The organism is Methanobrevibacter sp., assembly GCF_045126245.1.
Lineage (GTDB): Archaea > Methanobacteriota > Methanobacteria > Methanobacteriales > Methanobacteriaceae > Methanocatella.
In genome coordinates this window covers 1-16,160 of sequence record NZ_JBGVOG010000024.1, presented here as the reverse complement: position 1 = coordinate 16,160, position 16,160 = coordinate 1, and the positions used below count along the sequence as shown (strand labels likewise).

Below are 16,160 nucleotides of genomic sequence, written 5' to 3'. Positions count from 1 at the left end.
CCTCTTGATATCCGAAAACAATATCGGAAGCATCGGAAGACTACCAAAAATCATTGAAACCAATGAATTCAATATAAATCTTAAATAATATCAAATTCATTTTATAAAAAAATTGATGCAACAAAAATTGTAGTATAAATGTGATGCAATATTTAAATAGGATTAAAATAAATATATCCTTATTAGAAAAAAGTGAGTAATAAATTATAATATCATATAATTTATCATTAACTAACAGAATAGTTAATTTTTATAGGTTAGATAGTTATGTATAAGGATGAAATGATACAATTACATCAATTTTTAGTATATGTTTTAAAATACTTGGAAGAAGAAACTCAGATAACTAATGACTGTAGCGAATACATTTCACTAAAAATTAGTCCGCACCATATTCATAAGACAAAAGCAGAACATAAACATGCGATTTTTGTCCTTTGTAAAATCATCTCCCAAGTTATCGCTGATAAAGAGGATGACTCTATTCCAGAAAATGTTCGCAATTCATTGGCAGATTTAGTTACAAGATCTGAAAAGGAACTTAAAGTAGCTTAGTTTCCTTTAATTTTTTTTACTTTTTTTAAATATTTTTAATAACAATAACTTTCATAGTAGTATTATGAAAGGTGTTAATAGAATGCTTTGTTTGGTTGATGGAGAACACTACCTGCCAGTTACCAAGCAGGCCATAGATACTTTAAATAATTTAGAGCACATTGATATAGCCGCAGCTGTTTTTATAGGAGGAACCGAAAAGCTCAGAGACGACTCCGAAGAATCTTACTCTGAAAAGTTAGGAGTTCCGGTTCAATTTGCAAAAGATAAAAACATTCCCTATGACCTCATAGTTGACATGATTAGAAGATATGATATTGAAACTGTAATGGACTTGAGCGATGAACCTATTCTGGACTATCCTAAAAGATTTAAGATAGCGTGTAAAGTCCTCAACGAAGGCATTTCATACGAAGGCCCTGATTTCAAATTTGAACCGACATCCCAATATGAAATAATGGAAAAGCCATCAATCACAATTCTTGGAACAGGCAAACGTATCGGGAAAACTGCAGTTTCCGGATTCGTATCAAGACTGATTGATAAAAATGGATATGAGCCATGCGTAATTGCGATGGGAAGGGGAGGGCCTGAAGAGCCTGAAATTGTACATGGCGAAGAATTGGAAATAAATGCTGAATTCCTGCTTGAACAGTCCGAGAAGGGAGTCCATGCGGCCAGTGATCATTGGGAAGATGCATTGATGAGCAGGATTTTAACCATAGGGTGCAGACGCTGCGGCGGCGGAATGGCAGGTGAAGTATTCCTTACAAACATGAAAAAAGGTGCAAAACTAGCCAACGAAGTTGACTCCAAATTTGCAATCTTCGAGGGAAGCGGTGCTGCAATACCTCCTATCAAAACCGATAAAAAGATTGTGCTTATCGGAGCAAATCAACCTATAGAAAATCTTACTACCTACTTCGGACCATATAGGATAGGTTTAGGTGATTTAATAATTTTAACAATGTGTGAAGAACCTATGGCCGATAAAGACAAGATAAAATCTATTGAAGAATTCGTAAGTGACATCAACCCTGAAGCAACTGTAATATCCACTGTGTTCAGGCCTAAACCGTTGGATGACATTTCAAACAAAAAGGTATTGTTTGCAACAACCGCTCCTGAAGACGTCAAAGATAAATTGGTGGATTATCTGGAAAGCAACTACAATTGTGAAATCATTGGAACAACATCTCACTTGTCCAATAGGCCTTTGCTGCGCGAGGACATGGAAAAATACATGGATAAGGCAGATGTCATGTTGACTGAGCTTAAGGCAGCCGCAGTCGATGTTGCAACAAAAGATGCTATAGCTGCTGGATTGAAGGTCGTTTACTGTGACAACATTCCTGTTGCAATAGATGATTCTTATCCTGATTTAGCCGAGTCAGTTATAAAATTGGTTGATTCAGCCATTTCTGATTTCAGCAAATAGGAAAAAAATTAATTTTTTCCTTTTCTTTTTTTATAGGATTTTAATCTGAAATATAGGCTAAAAAAAGTTATATATTTTTTTACATCACAACTCTATTTTTAGTTAAAATATGACTTAATTAGAAAAACTTATTTTATAATGAAATACATAATATTAAATTAATGAAACGAATAGCTATAGGTGTTGGAGAAAATGAAAATATTATTCAAGCATGTCATATTTTCAAAGAAAAACACCCTGAAACAGATATTAACCTAATTTATAGTGATGATGACCTAATCAGAGCAGTATTAGATAAAAAAATCGATGGTGTAGTTCGCGGATCACTTCCTGCATCAAATATTATGAAGGAATTGAAAGAAAAATATCCTAACCTTTCAAGAGCGACTTACGTTAATGGAAACGGCTATGAATTTTTATTAACTCCTGTTGGAATCGATGAAGGCAATACTGTTGAAGAAAAGTTCAAAATAACTATGAATTGTATTGAATTCTTCAAACAAGTTGGAAAAACTCCAAAAATTGCAGTGCTTGCTGAAGGTAGAGAAGATGACTTTGGAAGAGGTAAAGAAGTATCCAATTCCATAAAAGACAGCAGAAAGCTAACCAAACTTATTGAAGAGAACACCGAAGAAGAAGTTAAAAACTATTATATTTTAATTGAAAAAGCGATAAACGACAAATGCAATATAATCATCGCTCCAAACGGAAGGGTTGGAAATATAATTTTCAGAACACTTGTTCTTCTTAACTCCTGGCCAAGTTATGGTGCTGTAACTTTTGGAATCAACAGAACTTACATTGATACAAGTCGAGACCAAAGCATTGAAGGATATGTCAGAAGCTTAATTCTTGCTAATGATTTAGCAAAAGACTGAATTATGATGAGTTTATATTAAGGGATTTAAATGGCTGAGAATATACTTTATAGATTGTATGAATGGTACATTACACGTGATTTAAAACCGGAAAAGATGCCAAAACACGTTGCAATAATCATGGACGGGAACAGAAGATATTCCAAACTCCAAGGAAATACGGACGTTCTCAAAGGACACGAACTGGGAGTGGACACATTGGAAAAAGTCCTTGATTGGAGCGTTGAGCTTGGAATTGAAATCGTTACTGCATATGCCTTTTCAACTGAAAACTTCAACAGGCCAAAACATGAGGTTGACGGCTTGATGAAACTGTTTGTCATCAACTTTAAAAGATTAGTTGACCATGAAAAAATCCACAAAAATGAAGTTAGGGTTAATGTTGTCGGCAGAACCGAATTGCTTCCGGATGACGTTAAAGAAGCCATCAGGGATGCTGAGGAAGCAACAGCACATTACAATAAAAGACTATTAAACTTAGCCATTGGATATGATGGCCGTCTAGAAATCATTGACTCAATCAAAAAAATTATTCAGGATGTTCAGGACGGTAAAGTCACCATTGATGACGTTGATGAAGATTTAGTAAGCAAAAACCTCTACACCGGAGGACTGGACGATCCAAATCTAATTATCAGAACAAGCGGTGAAGAGCGTTTAAGCGGATTTTTACTTTGGCAGTCTTCATACTCCGAATTATATTTCTGTGAAACATTATGGCCTGAATTAAGAAAAGTTGATTTTATAAGGGCTATTCGTTCATATCAAGCAAGAGACAGAAGATTTGGAGTTTAAACGATGATTGATACCCATTGCCATATTGATTTTAAGGACTTTGACAGTGACCGTGATGAAGTCATACAAAGGGCGAAAGATAAGCTAGAGTTGATAATCGCTTCAGGATTTGATAAAAATAGCAATCAAAATGTTTTAGAACTTTCAAAAAAATATGAAGGTTTCATCTATCCCACTTTTGGTTTTCATCCTGTAAGCTCACAAAATTCAACCGATGAAGAACTGAAAGATGCACAGGCTCATCTAATCACTAACCTTTCGGAAATTGTGGCAATCGGCGAAGTCGGAATGGATTATTATTATGTAACCGACAAGGCTATGCGTGAAAGACAGCAGGAAATTTTTACCAGCTTTTTAAATCTTGCCAATGAATATAAGGTTCCAATTGTAATGCATGTAAGAGACTGCGAGAAAAAAGCGGTTAATATCATTGAAGGCTTTGATGACATCCCATATTTTGTTTTTCATTGTTATGGCGGCAGTTTAAAGACTGCGAAAAGAATCATGAACAGGGACAATTGCTTCATGAGCTTTTCAACAATGCTCTGCTATTCAAAGCATCATCAGGATTTAATTGAAAAAATAGATTTGGATTATATATTGACTGAAACCGACAGTCCTTATTTGGCCATAACCAAAGAAGAAAGAAACGAACCTGTCAATGTCGTTAACGCAGTTAAAAAAATAGCTGAAATCAAGGATATGGATTTAAGCACCGTTGGAGAAATAACATCCAACAATGCCCGCAAAATCTTCAAAATCTAAAAATGGTAAGTGAAATTTAAATTAATTAAAACATCTTTATTTTCTTTTACAGCTTCAATTTCCAATTCAAAGTCTGTAAAATCATCCATTACCAATTTGATTAAATTCCATTCCAAAAGAGAATCGTTTAAAAATATTGTGAATTGATTTCTGTCTATCTTTACGGACCGCCTGCAGAATAGCTTAAATGCATAGAAATACAATTCCAGCCTAAAAATCAAATCCTCCTTATCACCAACATCATTTATAAAGAATTCCTTCAAATCCTCCTGCAGGATTTTGCCTTCATCACCAACATCAGCTTTGAAAGTTTCCATTTCAGCCAAATCTTGCATCAATTGCTTTTTTTCCTCATCACTATACATACTATCACAAAAAATTTAAGTTTTGTTATATTTTAGAATTAGACTTGATATTATATAAAACTAAAGCCATTTAACATTAGCTGTCGTGAAAACATAATGAGGCGAAAAAACCGGATTATATAATTTATTTGTTGAAGAAGTGGAATTGAAGCTGATTGCCAATGATTTTCTTAGATTATAATTAATCCTATCCCCAATAGAATCCAACTCACTTTTGGTGTATTGTTTTGATGATTTTGCATATACCTTAAACTGAATTTTCTTTTTTCCATAAGCATCATCCATTCCCAATTCACTATAGCTGATGTTTACAATATCTATCGAATATGGATGCAACAGGCCATTTCCTGAATCGGAATAGTCATTATAGGTATCCTTTGCATAGATTCCTGCTGATGATGTTCCAACCCCTTCAATTGCACCGCTGCGGGCAGCACTCATAGCAATGTTCAGCTCGTTTTCACTTGCAATGAATACAACCGACAACATCAAAATCATTATGATTACGCCGGTTAAAAAAATGAACTCTCCGCTTATCTGACCCCTGTTTTCTTTCATGTTATCACAATCTTGCCGTTAGCTGATTTACTCACCAGATAGCTTCTGCCGCTATATAACTTATATTTCTCATCTGTTGATATTGGCAATATTAATGTTTCACCCTTTTTATTTGAAAATTCAATCGTCAATTTGTCTTTTTCAACTGTAATTACATAATAGCCAGGTTTTGAATCCAAGTGAAAGTATGCGCAATAACCTTCCCCATGGGCATTCACCTGATTAATCAGATTAGCTGTCTTATCCAAAATTAGCCTATGTTGCATTGTGTCTTCAATATTATTGCTTGACTCTATTGTAGACTGTGAAAAAAATAACAATCCTGAAGCAATTATTAAAACTATAAAGATTGAAAATAAATATTCTAGCGAAATAAATCCTTTTTTATCCATATTTTTTAATTACTTTAACTATTAATAAATTTTGTCAAAATTAAAGGTCAAATTTAATACATAATTATTAAATAATACTTGATGTAAAAAATTATATCATGAAAGGAAAAGTTATTTTCATTGGTGCAGGTCCGGGAGACCCTGATTTAATAACCGTTAAAGGAAGAAAAGTCATTGAAAAAGCGGATGTTATTATTTATGCAGGTTCACTTGTAAATAAGGATGTTTTAAATCCTGCTAAAGAAGATTGTGAAATACACAACAGCGCTTATTTGAATTTAGATGAAACTGATGCAATAATTACAAAAGCAGTTAATGAAGGCAAATTGGTAGCCCGTGTACATACTGGAGACCCTTCAATTTATGGTGCAATTGCAGAACAGATTCGTGAACTGAAAAAACATGACATCGAATATGAAATTATTCCTGGAGTAAGTTCCCTATTCGGAACAGCCAGTGTCCTGGAAGCTGAACTGACACTTCCTGAAATTTCACAAAGTGTCATCATTACACGTCCTGAAGGCAGAACCCCTAAACCTGCCGGTGAAAGTATCTCAAGTTTTTCCAAACATCATGCTACAATGTGCATATTCCTGGGTATTGGAATGATCGACAAGGTAGTTGACGAATTGCTTGTTGGTTATGAGGAAACCACTCCCGTGGCAGTTGTGAAAAAGGCAACTTGGCCAGACCAGCAAATAATTAGAGGAACACTTGCAGATATTGCACAAAAAGTAAAAGATGCCAATATAACAAAGACTGCAATGATTGTAGTGGGAGATGTATTAGACCCTGGTGATTTTAATGCATCCAAGCTATATGACAAAAACTTTAAACATGAATATCGCTAAATTAGGAAATCACGCATTTCCTAAAATACTCTTTTTTTAAAAAAATTATAAAATTAAATATTATGCCAAACCGTTAATGAACTGTAAAATCCTATCGACAGTTTGAATCTGTTGGGCCTGCGGAGTAATGGATGCAATTCCGTCACCACTTTGCTCACCATAATATGCAAATTGTTCATGGTTTCCTCCAGCAATAACAAACTCCGTAAAATTATCTATCAACCCTTTAGACTTATTATATGATTCCATATTCAATACTTTATCTTCAGAACCATAAATTGATAAAACAGGTTTATCTATTCCACAATTAGGATATGCGGAAAGAAGAATTAATCCATCACCTTTTCCAGTGTGATTAATATATGATGAAGCCACGACACCGCCTAAAGAATGACCTGCAAGAACATAACGGGAATAATTGCCATCATCTATAATGGAATCAGCACTATTTTCTCCCATCAACGCTAAGTTAAAAGGCATTTGGACCAAATAACAGTCAACACCATTATTTGACAAGTTAGACAATAACGGCAGATATGCTGTATACTCCACTTTAGCTCCAGGATAGAATATCAAAGCGGTATCATTGCCGGGACCATCCAAAAATAGCCCTGAATCGCATTTGCTAACAGAAACATTTTCACTTCCATTTAAACAGTCGTTAGCTATTTTTTCAGCTGGAAAATATTCTGTTAAGTAAAAAACACCATAAGCTAAAATTAATGCAATAGCTATTATAATGACAATTTTAATTTTTTTATTCATGTTACCATCAAAATTAACTGTATTTATCCTTAATTTGATTAATCAATTTTAATTTTTCAAAAGCAACATCACGTGGCGCTCTTCTAAGGCCGCAATCAGGATCAAGAAGCAGATTATCCTTACCGACTATATCGATTGCTTTAGAAACCAACTCATCAACGTCACTGACGTCATCAACTTCATTAACCGACGAATCGACACATCCGAAACCTATTTTCTTGTTCTGTATTAAACCAGCATTTTTTTCCAAAACATCAAGATTAACGTTATTTCCTGCAAATTCCATATCAAGAATATCCACATTGAATTTGGCAATGTCCTTGAATGCATTGTCAAGAGTTCCGCAAACATGCATTGCCAAAGGAACTTCAAGGTTTTCATGCAAAATGTCAATAGCTTCCTTAGCCACTTTCATGTCAACCATTCCAGTTGATAAAAACGGTTCATCCACTTGAATATAGACCGGATTGACCTTTTTGGCAATGGCATCAACTTCAAACTTAAGTGAATGGGCCAAATCAATAATTGCATCCTCTTTATTTTTATAAAAAGATTGAATCCTTGAAGAATGTATGATAGTGGTTGGTCCGGTAATGATTCCCTTTATGCCTTTTCCTTCAGGAATATTGCCGTTATAATAATCTTTAATTACCTTTTTTGCATACTTTAAATCATTGACAGAAATTTCCTGGATGGGGTTTCTGATTTTTGAAACGACGACAGTGTTTCCGTCTTCCAATTTCATTCCGGGAATATATTTTGTAAAAATAGAAACCATATCCCCTCTTACCTGACCATCGGATACAATGTCTATTCCTGCATCAAGCTGAGCAATGACACTGTCCTTTATGGACTGTTTATATTCATCATAGGCCCCGAATACATTTAATAGCTTATCTTTACTAGAAGATGGACCCTTTACATCTACAGGGAAACTTCCGACAACAGTTGATTTCATTTTTTATTACCTGTATCCAATTTTCTAATTTTTTCGACTTCTTCTTCATCAATCGGCAATTCCACAACCGATGTTCCGTGGCAAGGTTTAGTGTATGGAAGAAAAACAGTTCCCTTTTCATGGTCAAATCCTATTGGAATCGGTGGGATACCAATAACCCTCACTCCCAAAACCTCATCTCCAGGCTTAATATAAACCAAGTCATCAGCCTTAAATCTGATTATCATTGCACAGTCTTTAAACCCTGCCTTAGATGCGTGAATTTCATAGTTATCAGATTGTTGAAGGTAAGTATCTAAACAAAATGACATTTTATTCAAACTCCTTTATTGCTTTATCAAATTTAACTTTAATAGGTGAAGGATTATGGAATGCCCTAACAGATGCAATTTTTGCATTGCTTCCACTTTCTTCAATCATATTAACAAATTCCGCAACCTCATCTTCATCCCTTGAGAATACCAATGCTAAAGATTTAGTGTTTAAAATTTGATCAAAAGTCACGAAAAATGAAGCGGCTGCATCCTTATGTACAAACCCTACCAGCAAATCATAGTCCCCTTCATTAATTTCGCCTAAAGTTCTCTCCAAATCAACGAGATTTAAATTATAATAATCTTCAGGATCAGATATTTTTACTAATTTCTTAGCCGCAGGATTGGCGGCTATTGTTACGTCATAACCTATTTTTGTTAATTTATTAAAAACATAAACAGCCATAGGAGTTTGTGATGGAGTTTCTGGACACCCCAGTAATACCAATGCTTTCATAATAATTACTCCTTTATGATCTTGATTTGAGTGTGACTACATTAGCCAAAATCAATGCACCTATAAATATGAAAGTCAATAATGCCATACCATTAATTGTTCTGTTAAATGCGAACACACCTATTAGGGATTGTGCGCAGAATGCAGCTAATGCACCTGTCAATAATACTTCTTTTCCTAAGTATTTCTTATTGTTTTTCTCTCTTTTTTCTCTGTATATAGTTAAGATTTTAAAACCGATAATCATTGTTCCAAGAACAAATACCATTAACCCTGCCAATCCCAATATACCGAAGTCAAAACCGTATCCGAATATGCCCGGAAGCATATAGTCGATTGTATCCTTCTGATTGACCAGCACACCAAAGAACATCGGGAAAGGCAAACCGAAGAATAGAACCAACTGCATTGGTAATGTTACATAGCCCTCAGCAAAGGCCGTTCCTTCAGCCCCCCAGTAAGAGGCATTACCGCTATGCCCAATTAATTGAATGTTATTTAATACTGTTTTAATACTTGTTAAAGAGTATTGCTCAATTCTAGCCATCCTTAACATCGGAGAAAAGATTGTCATTCCAGTTATTCTGGCTACTACTTCAAGAGATACAAAACCTACAAGTGCAAGACCCAAAAACATCATAACCCTTCTACCGGTCAAGATGGTTTTTTCCCTGAAGGATTTGGATATTATTACATAACCTAAAAACAGTCCTAATAACCATAACAATAAGAAAGATCTATGCATTAAACCTCCGAATACTGTGATACCTACAATGAACAATATCACAAATCTTCTAAGCGGTCTTATGTCCACACCCGATTCTTTCATAACTTTCAGCGAAGCCAAAGCAGTTACGGCTCCAAGCAATGCTATTGGTCCAAATGGGTGAGTAAATTCGGCTTGGCTTGATGACAAAATAAGTAAAAAGATATCTGCTCCGAAAAGAAGTGTAAAACCACCCAATATAAATAAAGATAAAAATGTTACAACACTTAATGATAACGGAATCAAGTTAAGACAGAACACCATTGTAACAAATAACATGAGTCCTACTTCAACGATTAACTGTAAATGATTCTGAGCAATTAATAACATATTCCAATCACAATCTTTCTTCAATATAAAAATGGACTGACCGGGATTTGAACCCGGGGCCTCCGCCATGCCAAGGCGACGATCTACCATCTGAGCTACCAGCCCAAAAAAACATAAATCAAAATACAATAATAATATTTGATTATTTTAATATAAAAACTATTTGCCATTTTCAGCCAAATCATATAAATTATCAATAATTATTTGGAACAAATCATCAGTTTTTATTTCAATTTTTTCATGAGGATTGACAATGAACTCCAATGCCTTATCAATAACAGCATCACTATCATGTGACCTGTACATTAAACCCTTGTTGATGTAATACTGGTCAACAGATAATGTTTCGCCAGGATAACAGGAAATGACCGGAGTCTGCAAAATTGCAGCTTCCCTATTCATTGTACCACCAGCACCAATCACCAAATCACATTTTTTGATGATGCTTGATGTGTCAACTGGAGGCTTTAAAATTGAAACGTTTTCAATTCCTTCAAATATGTCTGCCTGTTCTTTGAATCTTGGCAATATTAAGATATTGGCTACATTTTTTAGCTCATCGACAATAGGAGATAAAACTGATTTTCTACAATCCGCATCCAAATATGAAGCAAGTGAAGGTTCCGGCCTCATCAAAATGGTTTTTGGATGTTTCAAATCAAGATTTAAATCATCAAAAACATTGTCATTGTATTCAAAGCTTTTGAAATGCATCAATTCTGAAGTTCCATCATATGGAATTATTGTATTTGGATCAGCACCAAATTTCATCAATTTCCAGAAATCGATTATATTCGGGGTGATGATTCTGTCACACAAAGGAAGAGTTAACTTATTCGCGGCCAATGCGTGCTCATTATCAAGGACATATAAACTTGGAATTCCCAAACCAAAAGAAATTCTTGGAAGTTCTATGGAATGCTTGCTAAGGGCAACATCCACCTTTTCATCATTTATGATATCCACCATATTATAAACCCTTTGGGTGCTTTCCCTTAACTTATCGTAGAGACTCACTCCATGTTTTCCAACGGATATATAGTCGATTTCATACATTTCCAATAACTTATGAATATCACCAAATTGCCTTGCTGTAACAATCACATCTTCGCCTTCGGCTTCAAGATATTTAATTACATCCTTAAAAAACCTCACATGAGGCGCATTTGATATGTCAACCCATACTTTCATGCAACCACCCTAAATTATCTATAAACTATTCTTTTTCTCATCGATAGCATTAATAATTTCATCTAATCCTGTGCCTTCTTTTAAATTAGATGTAATAACTTTAACATTAGGATTCAATTTTTTAGCATCACAGACCATCTTATCAACATCGGCACCGACCGCATCGGCCAAATCAATTTTGTTGATGACAATGACATCGGATGTCTGGAATATGATTGGGTGTTTTTCTACAGTGTCATCCCCTTCGGTGACGCTTACAACAACCATTCTCATGTGGGAGCCCAGTTCAAAATCAACAGGACATATCAAATTACCTACATTTTCAATAATCACCATGTCCAAATCTTCCAATGGCAAATCATGAAGACCATGACCTACTAAATGTGCATCCAAATGGCATTCTTTACCGGTGTTTAAACCTTCAACTGGAACATTATGGGATCTGATACGTTCAGCATCAAATTTTGAGATTACATCACCTGCAAGAACACCTATTTTATAATCAGTATTATCAATAATTTCTTCAATCAATGTTGTTTTACCGGAACCTATAGCTCCAACAAAATCAACACAGAATATTCCATTGTCTTCTAAGTTTTTCAAGTTTTTATCAGCTAATCTTTTATTAGCGTCCATAATATTTTTTGCTACTTCTACATCTGCTATTTGGTGCATATTTTCACCTTTATTAATCTAGTTATCATCAGGTTTCTCTATAACAATATTTTTAACAATTATATCTTTTCCATTTAAAATTTCAACCGCTAAACTGTCGCATTTTGGACATTTGACCATTGGAGCATAATGATCCTTATCATCAAGTATAGCATCTCCATGGAATTCACATTCAGAGCATTTGACTTCTACTGGAATTTCTTCAAATTTAATTTCTGCATCTTCAACTATGGTATTTTCAACTAAAACCCCTAAAATAAATTTCAATTGTTCAGGATTAACCATAGCCAATCTACCGAGCTCTATAGTAACTTCATTAACTTCAGACGCATTATTACTTTCTGCAGTATCTATTACTGCATTAATAATCCCCTGAGCCATTGATAATTCATGCATTTTATTTCTCCTTGTTATAAATATTAACATTATAAATTTAGTTTTGTTTATTAATAAACCTATTTAATATTTAAAGTAATACCATGTAATACTTGAGAAATATGAAAAATACACAACTGTTGCAATTAACAACATTTAAATATTTTCAAATCCAAATATAGAAACATCAATGAAAATTGGAGATATGACTATGACCTACAAAACTAAATTCGGTTTTGGATGTATGAGACTGCCCCTAACCGATGAAAATAACCCAACATCCGTCGACCAGGAGTTATTCAACAAAATGGTTGACAAATATATGGAAAAAGGATATAACTACTTTGATACATCCTATGCTTATCACGGAGGAGTTAGTGAAACCGCAATCAGAAAAGCAGTGGTTGAAAGATACCCTCGAGAATCCTATCAAATCTGTGATAAGATGCCAACCTGGGCATTGACATCACCTGAAGACAACGACAAATTCGTCGGCGAAATGCTTGAAAGATTAGGAATCGATTACTTCGATGTTTTCTTCATACACAACATAAATGTCCCATGGCTGAAACTAGCCGAAAAATGCAACTCCTTTGAATACATTAAAAAAATGAAAGATGAGGGAATTGCAAAAAAAATAGGATTCAGCTTTCATGACGATTCAAAACTTCTAAAAGAGGTTCTCGACAAATACGGAGATATCCTCGATGTTGTCCAATTGGAGCTGAACTACCTCGACTGGGAAGATCCTGCCATCGAAGCCCGCAAATGCTATGACCTGTGCGTTGAACATGGCCTTGACGTTTATGTAATGGAACCTCTGAAAGGTGGAGTAATCGTTAACCTGCCTGATGAGATTAAAAACGATTTTGAAGAATTCAACCCGGATAAATCAATAGCCAGTTTTGCCATAAGATTTTGCGCATCACTGGAACATGTTAAAATCGTTTTAAGCGGCATGAGCAAAATGAGTGATTTGGATGATAACCTCAACACCTATGAAAATTTTGAGCCATTAAACGACAGCGAAATTGAATTTTTAGAAAATATGGCCTTGAAACTTAGGCAATCAGTCGCTGTTGCATGCAGCGAATGCGGATACTGCATTGATGCCTGTCCTGAAATGATTCCTATTCCCGAATACTTCAATTTATACAATACCAGTAAAAACCAACCTGAATCAAACATCTACAGACTTTATTATGATAAGTTAGGTGATGAAAAGGTTCCTGCCAGCGAATGTACCTACTGTGGAACATGTGTTGAACACTGTACACAGAAAATTGACATTCCCGAAGAGCTTGAAAAGGTATGTGAACACTTTGAAGACGGTTTCAGTCCATACGGGTGAAATATTCATTAATTGCATATTCACCCATTTCTTTAGATTCATCGCTTAATACCGCAAAGATAATTTCGATGGAATACTCCGGATTATGATTTATAAAATCATTGCAGGATTTAATTGCCATTTCCCATGCCTGATTTTTTGGATAACCGTATATTCCCGATGAGATTAATGGAAAAGCTATTGAATGGCAGCCGTTTTCCTTTGCTAAAATTAATGACTGTTTATACGCATTGCACAGCAGTTCCGCTTCATTGTTAACCCCACCCTGCCAGATAGGACCAACAGCATGAATTATATATTTGGCCAAAAGATTAAACCCTGGAGTAATTACGGCACCACCAGCTTCACAACCTCCAATATCTGCACAGGCATCTGCAAGTTCTGATGAACCTGCTTTGCGAAATATCGCTCCGCATACGCCACCACCCTGTAAAAGTTGGCTGTTTGCGGCATTTACAATCACATCAACATCCAATTCTGTAATATCAATTTTTTTAACTTTTATACTGCTTTGCATCCAAATCCATCTCCAATCAACTTATAACTCAAGCCACTCTCATCTTCAACTCTTTAACCATTTCACTATTTTTATTTATTTTATAGGCTTTTTTAAAGTACTCGACTGCCTTTGAAAATATTCCGGAGTGATAATATATCAATCCCATCAGGGCAAGCGCATCTGCATTTTTACTGTCAAAATCGACAAGCTTTTCTAGAATTTCGAAAGAGGTCTCCAAATCTCCCTGTTCATATAAATCGTAAGCCTCTTCATATAAGACTTCCTCATCATCCAAGCTATTTATTTCGGCATCAACCTCATGATTAACTGATTGATTATCATTCAACAAAACATCAAGTTCATTGACTCTTTCATTTGTCTTATCGATAGCAAAAGCTCTTTTGAAAAACAATTTGGAAATGTCATTCTGGTCTTGCTCATATAATATTTGAGCCATCAATGAAAGGGCGTCAACATGATTCCTATTAACATTTAGGATATTGTTTAAGATGTCCTTTGCTTGGGAAAAATCCTTTTTATCATATAAATTCAATGCCTCTTCAAACAGAACATCCTCATCGTTGACGACTGCTTTGGGCACAACCTCTTCGTTTATTTCCTCATGCACCGCCAAATCCTCATTCGATATTAACTTACACATATACTCAAGGATATATTTGGTTGCGTTTTTATGAAGCGGCTTGTTATCGTTGCCGCATTTCGGGGAGTATATGCATGCAGGACATCCGCTCTGGCAATCACAATTATCAATCAGGTCAATTGTGGATTTTAACAAATCAATGAATACGTCCACGGCCTTTTCACAGATTCCAATTCCGCCTTCATATCCATCATAAATGAAGATGGTTGCTTCCTGAGTATCTTCATGATAATTAGTTGAAAGACCGCCAATATCGAACCTGTCACACATCGTATGGAGTGGAAACAAACCAATCAGGGCATGTTCTGCTCCGTGAAGACCTCCGGCAAAAACTTCCTCCTCATTTGCAAACATATCTTCCAGCGTGTCCTTAACATTTTTCGGGATAGTGAACCACAAACCCTTGGTATTGAATTTTAAAGGAGGCAGATCCAGAGGATAGGTTCCTATGGCTTTTGAAAATTGCATCTTTTTGTATTTGAAGTAGTTTTCGCTTACAGTCAGCTCACCGAAGTGGATTGTAAGCTTGCCGTATTTTGTCTTGGACAGTTTCTTTTTAATGGAAATGTCTGTTTGGTTTAAAACCATCGTGTGATAATCGACATCCTTTCGTGTAACGTTGACAAATCCTCTTGAGAGGCTTACGCTATCTACAACATAAGTGTCTCCCTTATTAATCAGAATAGCTCCTTCATGAGCTTCCCTATAAACTTGAGCACGTTCCATTGTCTCCAATAGCCTGCCGTTGTTCATCACCTTAAACTCCTGGCCTGAAATCTGGTCCAGGGAGTGGTCCAATGCGGGATTGTCATCATAAGGATACATGTAATCCCCACGGGAATTTATGTGCAAATCCTTATTGGAAACCAAATCATCCAGCAAATCATCATCTATGCCAAAATATTTTTCAACTTCGCCGTATTTTAAAGGCAGTTCCTTTGCTGCACATAAAAGATGGGCTTCCTGTAGAATCGGATTGGTTAAGTCAATGATTGCATTTTCATGAGGTTTGTCGAAGAAGAACTTCGGATTATTCATAAAATATTGATCAAGCTGATTTTCAAAAGCAATCAATATGGCTAAAGATTTCTGATTGCTTCTGCCTGCCCTTCCCGCCTGCTGCCAGGTTGAAATCATTGTTCCAGGATAACCTGAAATAATAACAGCATCAAGAGAGCCTATATCAATGCCCAATTCCAAAGCGTTAGTGCAGGTAACTCC

At 35.4% G+C, this 16,160-nt stretch carries 20 protein-coding genes and 1 tRNA gene; 7 read left to right on the top strand and 14 right to left on the bottom strand.

What is annotated here, in order from left to right; all coding sequences use genetic code 11:
- Positions 1 to 267 precede the first annotated feature (267 nt).
- From ACJMLZ_RS01895 to ACJMLZ_RS01875, 5 genes are all read left to right on the top strand, one after another.
- Positions 268 to 555, top strand: coding sequence for a UPF0058 family protein (locus ACJMLZ_RS01895; protein WP_405303689.1), 288 nt, complete (start codon positions 268 to 270; stop codon positions 553 to 555).
- A gap of 64 nt (positions 556 to 619) precedes the next feature.
- Positions 620 to 1,993, top strand: a complete 1,374-nt coding sequence (locus tag ACJMLZ_RS01890) for a 2,3-diphosphoglycerate synthetase (protein WP_405303688.1) — start codon at positions 620 to 622, stop codon at positions 1,991 to 1,993.
- A gap of 161 nt (positions 1,994 to 2,154) precedes the next feature.
- Positions 2,155 to 2,871: a methanogenesis marker protein Mmp4/MtxX gene (gene mtxX, locus ACJMLZ_RS01885; protein ID WP_405303687.1), complete on the top strand. Its 717-nt coding sequence runs from the start codon at positions 2,155 to 2,157 to the stop codon at positions 2,869 to 2,871.
- A 30-nt stretch (positions 2,872 to 2,901) separates the two neighbouring features.
- The gene (gene uppS, locus ACJMLZ_RS01880; protein ID WP_405303686.1) at positions 2,902 to 3,666 is read left to right on the top strand and encodes a polyprenyl diphosphate synthase; all 765 of its coding nucleotides are present in this window, start codon (positions 2,902 to 2,904) and stop codon (positions 3,664 to 3,666) included.
- 3 nt (positions 3,667 to 3,669) lie between these two features.
- Positions 3,670 to 4,431, top strand: a complete 762-nt coding sequence (locus tag ACJMLZ_RS01875; RefSeq protein WP_405303685.1) for a TatD family hydrolase — start codon at positions 3,670 to 3,672, stop codon at positions 4,429 to 4,431.
- Here ACJMLZ_RS01875 and ACJMLZ_RS01870 read toward each other — a convergent pair.
- Genes ACJMLZ_RS01870 through ACJMLZ_RS01860 form a run of 3 tightly spaced genes read right to left on the bottom strand, consistent with a single transcriptional unit; the run spans position 4,428 to position 5,746 of the window.
- A complete protein-coding gene (locus ACJMLZ_RS01870; protein WP_405303684.1) occupies positions 4,428 to 4,796 on the bottom strand; it encodes a hypothetical protein in 369 nt (122 codons plus the stop codon). The genes ACJMLZ_RS01875 and ACJMLZ_RS01870 overlap by 4 nt on opposite strands.
- Before the next feature lie 60 nt (positions 4,797 to 4,856).
- A complete protein-coding gene (locus ACJMLZ_RS01865; protein ID WP_405303683.1) occupies positions 4,857 to 5,354 on the bottom strand; it encodes a hypothetical protein in 498 nt (165 codons plus the stop codon).
- Positions 5,351 to 5,746, bottom strand: coding sequence for a hypothetical protein (locus tag ACJMLZ_RS01860; protein WP_405303682.1), 396 nt, complete (start codon positions 5,744 to 5,746; stop codon positions 5,351 to 5,353). The genes ACJMLZ_RS01865 and ACJMLZ_RS01860 overlap by 4 nt, the downstream gene beginning before the upstream one ends.
- Positions 5,747 to 5,844: 98 nt before the next feature.
- Between ACJMLZ_RS01860 and cobM the strand changes: the two genes are divergently transcribed.
- Positions 5,845 to 6,597, top strand: coding sequence for a precorrin-4 C(11)-methyltransferase (gene cobM, locus ACJMLZ_RS01855; RefSeq protein ID WP_405303681.1), 753 nt, complete (start codon positions 5,845 to 5,847; stop codon positions 6,595 to 6,597).
- Positions 6,598 to 6,657: 60 nt separating this feature from the next.
- Here the strand turns inward: cobM and ACJMLZ_RS01850 are convergent, their stop codons facing one another.
- The 9 genes from ACJMLZ_RS01850 to hypA all read right to left on the bottom strand — a co-directional run bounded on the left by ACJMLZ_RS01850 (position 6,658) and on the right by hypA (position 12,449).
- Positions 6,658 to 7,362 (bottom strand): alpha/beta hydrolase, encoded by a 705-nt coding sequence (locus ACJMLZ_RS01850; RefSeq protein WP_405303680.1) that lies wholly within the window; start codon positions 7,360 to 7,362, stop codon positions 6,658 to 6,660.
- A gap of 13 nt (positions 7,363 to 7,375) precedes the next feature.
- Positions 7,376 to 8,320 (bottom strand): methionine synthase, encoded by a 945-nt coding sequence (locus ACJMLZ_RS01845; protein WP_405303679.1) that lies wholly within the window; start codon positions 8,318 to 8,320, stop codon positions 7,376 to 7,378.
- Positions 8,317 to 8,631 (bottom strand): DUF1894 domain-containing protein, encoded by a 315-nt coding sequence (locus tag ACJMLZ_RS01840; RefSeq protein WP_292603436.1) that lies wholly within the window; start codon positions 8,629 to 8,631, stop codon positions 8,317 to 8,319. The genes ACJMLZ_RS01845 and ACJMLZ_RS01840 overlap by 4 nt, the downstream gene beginning before the upstream one ends.
- 1 nt (position 8,632) lies before the next feature.
- Complete coding sequence (locus tag ACJMLZ_RS01835) at positions 8,633 to 9,091, bottom strand: DUF1890 family protein (protein ID WP_405303678.1); 459 nt, start codon at positions 9,089 to 9,091, stop codon at positions 8,633 to 8,635.
- A gap of 13 nt (positions 9,092 to 9,104) precedes the next feature.
- A complete protein-coding gene (locus ACJMLZ_RS01830) occupies positions 9,105 to 10,187 on the bottom strand; it encodes a hypothetical protein (protein WP_405303677.1) in 1,083 nt (360 codons plus the stop codon).
- Between the two features lie 32 nt (positions 10,188 to 10,219).
- Positions 10,220 to 10,292, bottom strand: a tRNA-Ala gene (locus ACJMLZ_RS01825).
- A gap of 54 nt (positions 10,293 to 10,346) precedes the next feature.
- Positions 10,347 to 11,378 carry a DUF354 domain-containing protein gene (locus tag ACJMLZ_RS01820; RefSeq protein ID WP_405303676.1) on the bottom strand — a complete coding sequence of 344 codons (1,032 nt, stop codon included), beginning with the start codon at positions 11,376 to 11,378 and terminating at the stop codon, positions 10,347 to 10,349.
- 18 nt (positions 11,379 to 11,396) lie between these two features.
- The gene (gene hypB / locus ACJMLZ_RS01815) at positions 11,397 to 12,053 is read right to left on the bottom strand and encodes a hydrogenase nickel incorporation protein HypB (protein ID WP_405303675.1); all 657 of its coding nucleotides are present in this window, start codon (positions 12,051 to 12,053) and stop codon (positions 11,397 to 11,399) included.
- A gap of 18 nt (positions 12,054 to 12,071) precedes the next feature.
- On the bottom strand, positions 12,072 to 12,449 hold the full coding sequence (gene hypA / locus ACJMLZ_RS01810; protein WP_405303674.1) for a hydrogenase maturation nickel metallochaperone HypA: 378 nt from the start codon (positions 12,447 to 12,449) through the stop codon (positions 12,072 to 12,074).
- A 190-nt stretch (positions 12,450 to 12,639) separates the two neighbouring features.
- Between hypA and ACJMLZ_RS01805 the strand changes: the two genes are divergently transcribed.
- On the top strand, positions 12,640 to 13,779 hold the full coding sequence (locus tag ACJMLZ_RS01805) for an aldo/keto reductase (RefSeq protein ID WP_405303673.1): 1,140 nt from the start codon (positions 12,640 to 12,642) through the stop codon (positions 13,777 to 13,779).
- Here the strand turns inward: ACJMLZ_RS01805 and ACJMLZ_RS01800 are convergent.
- Together ACJMLZ_RS01800 and ACJMLZ_RS01795 are read right to left on the bottom strand one after the other, a co-directional pair.
- Positions 13,763 to 14,296, bottom strand: a complete 534-nt coding sequence (locus ACJMLZ_RS01800; protein WP_405303672.1) for a macro domain-containing protein — start codon at positions 14,294 to 14,296, stop codon at positions 13,763 to 13,765. The two genes, ACJMLZ_RS01805 and ACJMLZ_RS01800, sit on opposite strands and share 17 nt — an antisense overlap.
- A gap of 28 nt (positions 14,297 to 14,324) precedes the next feature.
- The coding region (locus tag ACJMLZ_RS01795) for a Zn-binding domain-containing protein (protein ID WP_405303671.1) at positions 14,325 to 16,160 on the bottom strand (1,836 nt) is incomplete at its 5' end.

Excerpts from the sequence above, each read along its gene's own strand:
- ACJMLZ_RS01895 (WP_405303689.1), top strand. The coding sequence starts at position 268 with ATGTATAAGGATGAAATGATACAATTACATCAATTTTTAGTATATGTT.
- ACJMLZ_RS01890 (WP_405303688.1), top strand. The coding sequence starts at position 620 with ATGAAAGGTGTTAATAGAATGCTTTGTTTGGTTGATGGAGAACACTAC.
- mtxX (WP_405303687.1), top strand. The coding sequence starts at position 2,155 with ATGAAACGAATAGCTATAGGTGTTGGAGAAAATGAAAATATTATTCAA.
- uppS (WP_405303686.1), top strand. The coding sequence starts at position 2,902 with ATGGCTGAGAATATACTTTATAGATTGTATGAATGGTACATTACACGT.
- ACJMLZ_RS01875 (WP_405303685.1), top strand. The coding sequence starts at position 3,670 with ATGATTGATACCCATTGCCATATTGATTTTAAGGACTTTGACAGTGAC.
- ACJMLZ_RS01870 (WP_405303684.1), bottom strand. The coding sequence starts at position 4,796 with ATGTATAGTGATGAGGAAAAAAAGCAATTGATGCAAGATTTGGCTGAA.
- ACJMLZ_RS01865 (WP_405303683.1), bottom strand. The coding sequence starts at position 5,354 with ATGAAAGAAAACAGGGGTCAGATAAGCGGAGAGTTCATTTTTTTAACC.
- ACJMLZ_RS01860 (WP_405303682.1), bottom strand. The coding sequence starts at position 5,746 with ATGGATAAAAAAGGATTTATTTCGCTAGAATATTTATTTTCAATCTTT.
- cobM (WP_405303681.1), top strand. The coding sequence starts at position 5,845 with ATGAAAGGAAAAGTTATTTTCATTGGTGCAGGTCCGGGAGACCCTGAT.
- ACJMLZ_RS01850 (WP_405303680.1), bottom strand. The coding sequence starts at position 7,362 with ATGAATAAAAAAATTAAAATTGTCATTATAATAGCTATTGCATTAATT.
- ACJMLZ_RS01845 (WP_405303679.1), bottom strand. The coding sequence starts at position 8,320 with ATGAAATCAACTGTTGTCGGAAGTTTCCCTGTAGATGTAAAGGGTCCA.
- ACJMLZ_RS01840 (WP_292603436.1), bottom strand. The coding sequence starts at position 8,631 with ATGTCATTTTGTTTAGATACTTACCTTCAACAATCTGATAACTATGAA.
- ACJMLZ_RS01835 (WP_405303678.1), bottom strand. The coding sequence starts at position 9,091 with ATGAAAGCATTGGTATTACTGGGGTGTCCAGAAACTCCATCACAAACT.
- ACJMLZ_RS01830 (WP_405303677.1), bottom strand. The coding sequence starts at position 10,187 with ATGTTATTAATTGCTCAGAATCATTTACAGTTAATCGTTGAAGTAGGA.
- ACJMLZ_RS01820 (WP_405303676.1), bottom strand. The coding sequence starts at position 11,378 with ATGAAAGTATGGGTTGACATATCAAATGCGCCTCATGTGAGGTTTTTT.
- hypB (WP_405303675.1), bottom strand. The coding sequence starts at position 12,053 with ATGCACCAAATAGCAGATGTAGAAGTAGCAAAAAATATTATGGACGCT.
- hypA (WP_405303674.1), bottom strand. The coding sequence starts at position 12,449 with ATGCATGAATTATCAATGGCTCAGGGGATTATTAATGCAGTAATAGAT.
- ACJMLZ_RS01805 (WP_405303673.1), top strand. The coding sequence starts at position 12,640 with ATGACCTACAAAACTAAATTCGGTTTTGGATGTATGAGACTGCCCCTA.
- ACJMLZ_RS01800 (WP_405303672.1), bottom strand. The coding sequence starts at position 14,296 with ATGCAAAGCAGTATAAAAGTTAAAAAAATTGATATTACAGAATTGGAT.